Annotated in this window: 9 protein-coding genes; 6 read left to right on the top strand and 3 right to left on the bottom strand. The window is 67.5% G+C overall.

Annotated elements, in window-relative coordinates; genetic code table 11:
- Positions 1-344: 344 nt before the first annotated feature.
- Complete coding sequence (locus ABZS69_RS13535) at positions 345-1,028, bottom strand: hypothetical protein (protein ID WP_355370746.1); 684 nt, start codon at positions 1,026-1,028, stop codon at positions 345-347.
- A gap of 956 nt (positions 1,029-1,984) precedes the next feature.
- Between ABZS69_RS13535 and eccB the strand changes: the two genes are divergently transcribed.
- Entirely contained in the window at positions 1,985-3,400 is a 1,416-nt protein-coding gene (gene eccB / locus ABZS69_RS13530) for a type VII secretion protein EccB (RefSeq protein ID WP_355370743.1), read from the top strand.
- Positions 3,401-3,725: 325 nt separating this feature from the next.
- On the opposite strand, the gene ABZS69_RS13525 is transcribed toward eccB, so the two are convergent.
- Entirely contained in the window at positions 3,726-4,559 is an 834-nt protein-coding gene (locus tag ABZS69_RS13525; RefSeq protein WP_355370739.1) for a hypothetical protein, read from the bottom strand.
- A gap of 32 nt (positions 4,560-4,591) precedes the next feature.
- Positions 4,592-5,662 carry a hypothetical protein gene (locus ABZS69_RS13520; RefSeq protein ID WP_355370736.1) on the bottom strand — a complete coding sequence of 357 codons (1,071 nt, stop codon included), beginning with the start codon at positions 5,660-5,662 and terminating at the stop codon, positions 4,592-4,594.
- A gap of 256 nt (positions 5,663-5,918) precedes the next feature.
- Here ABZS69_RS13520 and ABZS69_RS13515 point away from each other — a divergent pair, with 256 nt between their 5' ends.
- From ABZS69_RS13515 to ABZS69_RS13495, 5 genes are read left to right on the top strand one after another with little or no spacing between them, the layout of a single operon-like run.
- Positions 5,919-6,254: a WXG100 family type VII secretion target gene (locus ABZS69_RS13515; protein WP_355370733.1), complete on the top strand. Its 336-nt coding sequence runs from the start codon at positions 5,919-5,921 to the stop codon at positions 6,252-6,254.
- Positions 6,255-6,300: 46 nt separating this feature from the next.
- The gene (locus ABZS69_RS13510) at positions 6,301-6,612 is read left to right on the top strand and encodes a WXG100 family type VII secretion target (RefSeq protein WP_355370730.1); all 312 of its coding nucleotides are present in this window, start codon (positions 6,301-6,303) and stop codon (positions 6,610-6,612) included.
- A 34-nt stretch (positions 6,613-6,646) separates the two neighbouring features.
- On the top strand, positions 6,647-7,027 hold the full coding sequence (locus ABZS69_RS13505; protein ID WP_355370727.1) for a hypothetical protein: 381 nt from the start codon (positions 6,647-6,649) through the stop codon (positions 7,025-7,027).
- A complete protein-coding gene (locus tag ABZS69_RS13500) occupies positions 7,027-8,448 on the top strand; it encodes a hypothetical protein (RefSeq protein ID WP_355370724.1) in 1,422 nt (473 codons plus the stop codon). Before ABZS69_RS13505 ends, ABZS69_RS13500 begins: the two co-directional genes overlap by 1 nt.
- Positions 8,445-8,858: a hypothetical protein gene (locus tag ABZS69_RS13495; protein ID WP_355370721.1), complete on the top strand. Its 414-nt coding sequence runs from the start codon at positions 8,445-8,447 to the stop codon at positions 8,856-8,858. Before ABZS69_RS13500 ends, ABZS69_RS13495 begins: the two co-directional genes overlap by 4 nt.
- Positions 8,859-8,879: the final 21 nt, after the last annotated feature.

The following is an 8,879-nucleotide window of genomic DNA, read 5'->3' as shown; positions in this document are numbered from 1 at the left end:
GCTGGGGAGGCTGTCGGGACTGCCAGGGCGACAGCCTGGCCGGAGGCGATGGCTGGAAGCGGTGGGCGGGGCGGTCGTTCGAGGGCACTGAGACGGCCTCAGGCTAAGGGCTGGCATTGGGCTGGACCGAGCGCTAGGGCTGGACCGAGCGCTGAGGCCTGAGCGAGGGTGAGGCGTAAGCGACGGCGGGTGGGGCTGGGCTGGGGCTGGGGCTGGGGCGAGGGTTATGTCAGCGACGGCCGAAATCTGGGTTCTGGCCCACATTTCGTGATCGCAACGGCTCTCACGTCACTTCTGTCCGGCGACAACGAACCTCGACCTTCCGACATCGAAGCTCCAGCGGCTCAAGGTGCGCTCTGATCGTGGGTCTCGCCATGATCGGTGTCCGGCGCCATGGTCTGGATACGTGCCTCCGCGACCTGCCGCATGATGCGGATGGCCCCAGACGCCTCGGCAGTGGCGTACGCCTCTGCGGCCAGCGTCACCGCGTCGTCCCGTCGCCCTTGCGCGGCGGCGATGTAGATCAGCCCTACCTGGTTGGCGGCGACAGCGGCCGGTAGCCCGAGCTCCCGGCATAGCCGTACCGATGCCTCCAAATGCTCCCGGGCGGCGTCCAGCCGGCCCGCGGCATGGTCCGCGATCCCGAGGTGCCGGAGCGCTTCCCACTGGGTGTATCGGTCGCCTGCCGCAGTGGCCAAGTCGTACGACTGCTGAAGGAGAGGAACGGCGCGGTCGGGGTCGCTCCGTACGACCTGGTGGAAACAACCCTCCCAGAACACCGAGTTCGCCTCGCCCGTCGCATCACCCACCGTCCGGTACAGGTGTGTCGCACGCTCGAACAGCGCCAGCTCACGCGGGTCCTCGCGTCGGTCATCGAGGAACCGCGCATGCAAGATCCGTCCCCGGGCCAGAGCAAGATCGGCTTCGACCTTGTCCAGCTCCCGCTCCGCCGCTGCCAGTTCACCGACATCGCCGACGAAGGCAGCGTGCTCATAGGACAGCTTGGCCTTCTCGGTGCGTCCCTCCATGCCTGCCCCGCTCATCTCGATGATGCCCCGCGTTGCGGTTCATGAGACCGTACGCCAGCGATCTCAACAAGCTCTCAAAGCCGTCCAATCTTCGATGGCACGAACTCAAGATTCGGTGTTACAGGACAACTTCACCATGGCCATGAGCAGGATGCGCTTGCGGAGGAGCGCGGTCCCAGCTCGGCCGAACATCTGCCGCTTGATCATTTTGATTTGTTGACGATGCCTTCGATACGAGCAGGTCGTGGCCGGTCAAGGTGGTGAGCATGGTGACGAAGGCGGCCCGATGCCCGGCCTGGCAGGCGCTGATCCCCAACCCGGGCGACAGGTGCGTCTTGCCGGTGCCGGGCGGCCGAGGACGACCACGGTGTCCCGGGCGGCGACGAAATCCAGCGTGCTCAGATAGCGATGGCCTCGCGTTTGAGCGAACGCTGGTGGTCGTAGTCGAAGTCTTCGAGGGCCTTGCGGGCCAGGAAGCGGGCGGCGCGGATACGGGCTTCGCCGCCGTGGGAGTCGCTGAGGCCGGGCCGGGCCGGGCCGGTGGCGAGGGCTCGGGCGGGTTGGTGGAGTTGGGGCGAGCCACCGAGTTGGGGCGGGTGAGCGGGATTGAGGCTGAGGCTGAGGTGATGTGACGTCGGGGTCGGGGTCAGGCCTGTGGCTGGGGTCGTGAGTGGGGGCCGGGGCTGGCGGTTGGGCGACTGAAGTTGGGCGTGGGGCCGGAGGTGGGACCAAAGGTAGGACCGGAGGAGGGACCGGAGGAGGGACCGGAGGAGGGACCGGAGGTGGGGATTTGAGCTGGGATTGGCGATGGGGGTGGGGGTGGGGAGATTGGGGTTGGGGGCTTGTGGGTGAGGGGTGGGGGTAAGGGGTGAAAAGGGTGGGGATTTGGGGGGATTGGGGCGGGTGGGGTTTAGGGCGTTTATGCTGATGCGCGGATTCTGAGGCGGGGAGGCGCTGTGCAGACCAAGAAGGACCTCTATCAGGCACACCGCTTGATGCAGCAGAGGCTTGGCATGGCGCTCCTGCAAGCCGAGCCTGACGTCCCCGAGTCGCCCATGCGGCGGCAGAACGTGGCGACGTTCGGAGGGATCCTGATCGGGGTCCTGGTCATGGCGGTGTTCGGGATCTGGGGGCTGGTACGGCCCGGGAACGCGACCAAGCTGACCGATCCCGGGCAGTTGCTGGTCGAGGAGGAGAGCGGGGCCAAGTTCATCTACAGCCAGCAGCAGCGCCGCCTGCTGCCGGTGGCGAACTACGTGTCGGCCAGGCTGGTGCTGGACGCCGGGGAGATCACGACCCGGAGCGTGAGCGCCGCCTCGCTGGCCGGGTACGCCCGGGGGCCGCTCATCGGGATCTCCGGGGCGCCTGACTCGCTGCCCGAGAGGAAGAAGCTGGTCAAGGCACCATGGTCGGTGTGCGTGGTGGAGGGGCCCGACAACACGGGCGGGCGCAAGCCGTACACGACGCTTGTCGGGGGGACGGACCTCGGCGGAAGGCCCGTGGGTGGGGACGCGATGGTGGTCTCCGACGGGCAGCAGAACTGGGTGATCTGGGGCAATCGCCGCATGCGGGTGAGTGAGCAGGGTGTGCGGGCGCTCAGCGCGCAAGCCAGGAAGGTGCCGGCGGCCTGGCTGAACGCGTTGCCGGTCGGCCATGATTTCAAGGGCCCGAACGTGGCGGACCGCGGCAGGAAGATGCGGGCCAACGGCAAGGTCGCCGCGGTGGTCGGGCAGGTGTTCACGGTGCCGGCGCTGCCCGGCACCGTGGCCCGCTGGTACGTGCTGCTGAACGACGGCCTGGCGCCCATCTCCGCCGTCCAGGCCAGGCTCCTCCTGGAGGACCCCACCAGCAAGAAGGCGTACGGGCGCCGCCCCGTGCAGGCCATCCCGATCGACGCCGCGTCGGCCAACGCCTCACCCTCGCGCCAGAACGTCATGGACGCGACCCTGCCGACGACCATGCCCAAGGTGATCAACGTGTCCGGCTCGACGCCGCTCTGCACGGTTTATCCGAACACAGCGGCCGGCTCGGTCGTGGCCCAGGTGACGGTCGGCAGCAAGGTCACGATTCCGACGCCGTCCGGCTCAGGTGTGCAGGACCGCTTCGACCAGGTGCTGCTCCCGCCGGGCAGCGCCGTGGTGGCCGGGGTGCTGCCCGGCGAGGGCCAGCTCGGCGCGGTGGCGGGTGCGCTGTCGCTGATCAGCGACCAGGGGGTGCGTTATCCGATCCCGTCGGCCGACGTGCTGGGGAAGCTTGGCTATGACGCCGCGGATATCGCGCCTGTGCCGACGAGCATCATGCACGCGATCCCGCAGGGGCCGGCGCTGGACCCTGCGGCGGCCATGGTGCCCATGACCGTCGGCAGCCGGTAAGGCGGCAAAGCGGTAGGCAGCGTTCCCGTGCCCGCGCCCATGCCCATGCCCGTGGTGGTGCCATTGGTTGCCGGTAGCCGGAGCCGGAGCCGGTACTCCCGTTGGTGGCTGGTCGCCGGAGCCGGTAGTCCCGTTGGTGGCCAACGTGCCGTTGGTGGCTGGCCGGGCCGGTCGGGTCGTGGGCTGGTAGGTGAGTGGCTGGGGTGCGGCTGCGGGTCTGTGTGCCCGGGCGCTGCGCGCCCCGGACTCCGATAGCTGGCAGGCTGGCCGCCGCCAGTGCCCGTGCCGTGGCGGGCGGTGTGCCGTGGTGGAGCGGTGTGGGGGGTTAGAAGCCGATTTCTGGGATCATCGAGTCGTCCATGGCAGGCATCTGTGGCGTCGGGTTCTTGACCATGTCCGCCTTGCTGGGGTCCCAGATGACGCTGGCTTCCACGAGGTTCGGCGTGCCCTTGGACGGCATGGCCTTCAGGAACGGAAGGTCCTGGGTGAACTGGTTGAACGCCGTTCCCGCGAGCCCCAGCATGACGGTGATCTTCATGATGAGCTTCCAGTGCTTCTTGAAGACCCCCATGAGGAGCTTGTGGAGGGTCATCACCCAGCGGATGATCGCCAGCTCCCACTCCTGCGCACCCGGGATGAACCGCACCGCCAGCACGATCCCCGCCATCACCGTGAGGAGGCCGGCGACGACGTCGCACATCACCGCGATGACGTGGAACGCGGTGGCCGAGCACTTGAGCGACTCCGAGCAGGCGATGCGGTTGTTGTCGAGCTTTTCCAGCTGTACGTCGAGCTCGTTGACCTTCTGCACGAACGACGAGTAGCCCCGGCCGGCCCACTCGCTGCTCTCGCCGATCTCCTTGGTCATCCGCTTCAGCTCGCTGCGCAGATAGTCGAGGTCGCTGGAGGCCGTCGAGGTCGCCGCCATGGGAACGAGCGACAGGTTCTGGTTGGGCTTCGCGCCCGCCGCCATCGGCGGATGCCACCCCTTGTTGTCGGCCTGCTGCATGCCGACCGGCGTCTTGTCGTTCCACTGGTCCGCCGCCCGGGCCTGCTCGGCAGGGTCCGCGATCACCAGGGACATGAGCGTGAGGATGGGCAGCGCGTACGGCATGACGACGCATGCCGCCGCAGTGGCCGCCAAGGCACTGCGGAACATCCAGACATCCGCGTCGTAAGCCACCTGCTCGCCTAATCCTCTCTGCCGAGCACTGCCGGCGTGATGTCCTCGTCGGTGTCCCAGACCGCCTCGTCCTCGCCGAGGTGGGGACCGCGCTCACGGTCCTTCTGTTCCTGGCCGGCTCCCCCGCCCATGCCGGGTGACATGGGGTACATCGGCATCCCGCTGTTGAGCGCACGGGCGATGCTGCCCGGCGTGCCCGAGCCGCTCACGCCTGACACGTTGGGGGCGGATCCCAGCCCCGCGTCCGGCACGCCGACCGACGTGCGCGGTATGGAGGCTCGCGGGTCGTACCCCGGGGTGCTGGGGATCTGCGGCGTGGTCGAGTTCGGCAGGCTGGGGTTGATGCCTTCCAGGTTGGTCTTGGGCGTCTGGTTGAGGTTGCTCAGGTCGGGGGTCTTGACGTCCGGCTGATCGATCTTGGGTTGGTCGATGTTGGGCTGATCGATCTTCGGCTGCTCGATGTTGGGCTGGTCGACGTTCGGCTGATCGACGTTGGGCTGGTCGATGTTCGGCTTGTCGATGTCGGACCCCGGGATGTCCGGCTTCGGGATGTCCGGCTTCGGGATGTCGTCCGTCGAAGGCTTGTCGAGCTTGAGGTCGTCGGGGTTGACGCCCTTGGGCAGGCCGCCGCCGTCCAGGCCCGGGGTCTTGGGCAGGCCACCGCCCAGGCCCGGGGTCTTGGGCAGGCTGGGGCCCCCGGTGTCCTTCTTGCCGGCCTTGCTGGCCTCCTCGGCCGCCTTGGTGTTGGAGGCCGCGTCGGCGAGCGCCTGCTTCCACGAGTCCAGCACTTCCTTGGCCTGCTTCAGCGCCTCGACGGCGTTGTCGCGGACCGAACGATGCGCCACGTTGAGCCCGCCGCCGATCACGCCGAAGGTCAGATGGTGCATGTCGATGGCGCCGGTCTTCTGACTCATCGAGGTCAGGTCGTCGCCGTAGCTGGCCACGTTCTTCCCCAGCGTGGTGACGCTGGAGTGCTTCATCGAGAAGTCGGGATCCTTGGAACGCGGGTCGACGGTCGTGTCGCCGAGCCCGCCCAGCCCGCCAAGGGCGCTGGAGTACGGATCGTTGTCGCTGCCCACGTGCCCCCCTTGTCACGATCGGCCCATACGTTACGCCAGCCGCGCAGGTCCCGTACAGGCAGATACGGCCCGTTACTACTTAACAGGAGCAAGGCCCCAAATGAGTACATTCTGTCAATACACCCACCATCCGCCCCGATGATATGGAAAATTAACGTGATCACATGCGACGCTAGTGGTCGATGTTCACTAATGTGACCAAACGGGCCGACTTCAGTAGTCGGTTGGAGTCAGCCGACCCAGCAAGGGAGGGACTGTGGGGGCACAACCGCAGACTCAAGTAAGTGAAGCCGATCTCAAGGCCGCGATCACCCTCATCGAGGACGCTGCCGAGCGCCTGCGCGGTATCCAGCTGAACCTCGACCAGGCCGGCATCAGCCTCAAGCACCACTGGGTGGGCCAGTCCGAGGCCGCGTTCGACGCCGTCCACAAGAAGTGGCACGAGCGGATGGACGTCATCCTGGGCAGCCTGCGCCGCCTGGCGGAGAACATCGGATCGAGCAACACGAACTACGCCTCGTTCAACCAGGAGCGGACCGAGGCGATCAACCAGATCGCCAACCTGATCAACGCCGCGCCGCTGTCGCGTTGACCAGCGTCGCACCGGTGACGAGGACCAGCTAGCAGAGGAGGCCGCGATGCCCGCGGAAGACATCTTCGATATCACAAAGGTCAACTACGCCGGTCTTGGCGAGGGTGAGGACGCCTTCGCCAGGGCGTTCAACGACATGGTCACGACCCTGGACACCCTGGAGCGGGACCTGCTCGCCAAGAGCGCGATCTGGCAGGGCCAGACCAAGACCGTCTTCGACGAGGTCAGGCAGCTCTGGGAGCGCGAGGCCAACGACATGTCGCAGTTCGTCGACCTGATGAAGAAGAACATCAACATCACGAACATGAACATGCAGCAGGTCGAGAAGATCAACGCCCAGATCTTCGACGGCAGGTAAGGCGTAGCGCGGGGGCCGACACCAGAGGGGGAACATGGGCAGCGACAACGGCGGAGTGGAGCTCAGCCGGAGGGCGATCAAAGCGGCCAAGGCGGACCTGGAAGAGGCCCTCGCCATGCTGGACCCCGGCAACCAGGCCGGCAAGGCGGGCGGCAGCGGCGCCGTGAAGGCCATCTTCACGAGCTCCGGTCCCGTCGAGCAGCTGGGCGGCGACTACGACGCCCTGGGCGGGTTCTGGCCGGCTGCCATGGGCTTCCGCCAGAGCACCACCAACGCCGTCACCACCGTCACCAGCACCTACTCGAACATCTCCGGCCAGGTGGCGAACGTCATCGGCCTGCTCGATCAGGCGTTGAAGAACTATGACGGCATCGAGACGGACGGCGAGGGCAGGTCGAAGGCGATGCAGGTCTGATGGCTGAGTATCAGGCGCCCATCAGGGGCGACATCAGCAGCCTCGAGTTCGAGGGCGCGACGCTCGATCTGCTCCGCGACACGCTGGCCAAGAACAAGCCCCAGCTCATCGGGCAGGCCGCGGCCGAGTTCCTCGAAGGCAAGGTACGGCTCGACCATCTCGTCGATGTGATCGACAAGCATCTGCGGGAGCTGGACAAGTACTGGACCGCGGGCGAGGACGCCAAGACCGTCAAAACGCAGCTGCGCAAGCTGCGCGAGGCGGCGACGGACATCTCGACCACGATCAGCGACCAGCCCGTCGATCCGAAGAATCCCCCGAAGAACCCGCACGGTGTCGCCCCCGCGCTCATCGTCCACGCCCGGACGCTGTCGGCGGCCAAGGGCGATGTGCCCGACAATCCCGGCAGCGACATCGACTTCGGAGAGGCCGCCGTCACGGGCGGCGTGGCCGGGGCCGCCATCGGCTCCTTCTTCGGCGGGGTGGGCGCCGTGCCGGGTGTGGTGATCGGCGCGGGCGTGGGCCTCCTCGTCGGCGGCATCACCCGCTTCATCAGCGACCTCCCGTTCGTGAACATCTGGGGCGACTCCAAAGAGGAGAAGGACCGGAAGAAGGCGGCCGAGGCCATCAAGCTGCTCAGCCAGGACACCAAGCTCAACAACGACGTGTTCCCGGCCGAGCTCAGGACCGACATCCCGCAGTTCATGGCACTCTCGCCGAACACGCCCACCGACCCGTTCAACGGGAAGACCGGGATCGGCGGCAACCTCCCGGCCGGCCTCAACCAGCCGTACGACCCGAAGGCCGGACTCGACGGCCTGAACCAGGACGGCCTGCAGGACCCCAACCGGCACCAGATCCCGGGCATCGACACGACCGACCCGACGAGCACGTTCCCCAACGGCACGGACGGCATCGGGGGCAACGGACTCGGGAACGGCCAGAACGGGAACGGGACGAACGGCCAGAACGGCAACGGCGCCAACATCCCCGGCCTGACCGACCCCTCCTCCACCCTGAACGCGAACGCCAACCCGAACCTGAACGGCTCCCAGGGCTCGAACCCCGGAGGCCCGAAGACGTCCCTGGCCGGGATCCCCGATCCGTCGGCCCTGTCCAACCACCCGTCCGCCAACTCGCCCACCACGGGCATCGGCAGCCCGTACGGCGGCTCCGGCGCGGGGGCGAGCAGCTTCGGCGCGGGGGCGGGCGCGGGCAACGGCGTGAACGCGGCGAACCTGCGCGGACTGGGCAGCGGCTCCATGATCCCCGCGGTCCCGATGACCGGCGGCCAGGGTGGCGCGCAGGACAGGCAGGAGATCGAGCGGACCACGTTCCTCCTGGAGGACGAGGACCTCTTCAGGAGCGACGTGTCGACGACCAACCACCTCATCAACGGTGACTCGAAAGGCAAGGCGTGAGCGTTCCCAAGGAAAACGGCTCGCCGACCCCGGAACTGGAGCTCGCCAAGGACTTCCCCGGGCTCGGCGGGAACGGCGGCGGGCCGTACGCGGACCACACGGCGATCAGGGACGTCGTCTCCCGGCTGCGCAAGAACCTGGGCTCCGTGCACGGCAACCCGCAACCGTCGATGAGCGCCACCTGGAGCGGACCCGGCACGATCGGCGAGGTGCAGGGGCTGGGCAACGTCGGGCCGGAGGCCACCGGCAAGTGGGAGGTGGCCAACAACTTCGGCGCCAACTTCGAATCGGCGTACAAGGTGTTCGGCGAGAGCTACAGCCAGCTCATCGACTACATCGAGAAGTGGGCCGAGGCGGTCGAACGGGCCGTCTCCAATTACGAAAAAGGGCACCGGGACAGCAGTGCGTGAGATACCGGTAAGGACGGCGTT

Source organism: Nonomuraea sp. NPDC005650 (assembly GCF_040605375.1).
Taxonomy (GTDB): Bacteria; Actinomycetota; Actinomycetes; order Streptosporangiales; family Streptosporangiaceae; genus Nonomuraea.
Note: the sequence above shows the minus strand (reverse complement) of the source record. Positions and strands in the feature narration are given on the sequence as shown.

Excerpts from the sequence above, each read along its gene's own strand:
- ABZS69_RS13535 (WP_355370746.1), bottom strand. The coding sequence starts at position 1,028 with ATGGAGGGACGCACCGAGAAGGCCAAGCTGTCCTATGAGCACGCTGCC.
- ABZS69_RS13525 (WP_355370739.1), bottom strand. The coding sequence starts at position 4,559 with ATGTTCCGCAGTGCCTTGGCGGCCACTGCGGCGGCATGCGTCGTCATG.
- ABZS69_RS13510 (WP_355370730.1), top strand. The coding sequence starts at position 6,301 with ATGCCCGCGGAAGACATCTTCGATATCACAAAGGTCAACTACGCCGGT.
- ABZS69_RS13505 (WP_355370727.1), top strand. The coding sequence starts at position 6,647 with ATGGGCAGCGACAACGGCGGAGTGGAGCTCAGCCGGAGGGCGATCAAA.
- ABZS69_RS13500 (WP_355370724.1), top strand. The coding sequence starts at position 7,027 with ATGGCTGAGTATCAGGCGCCCATCAGGGGCGACATCAGCAGCCTCGAG.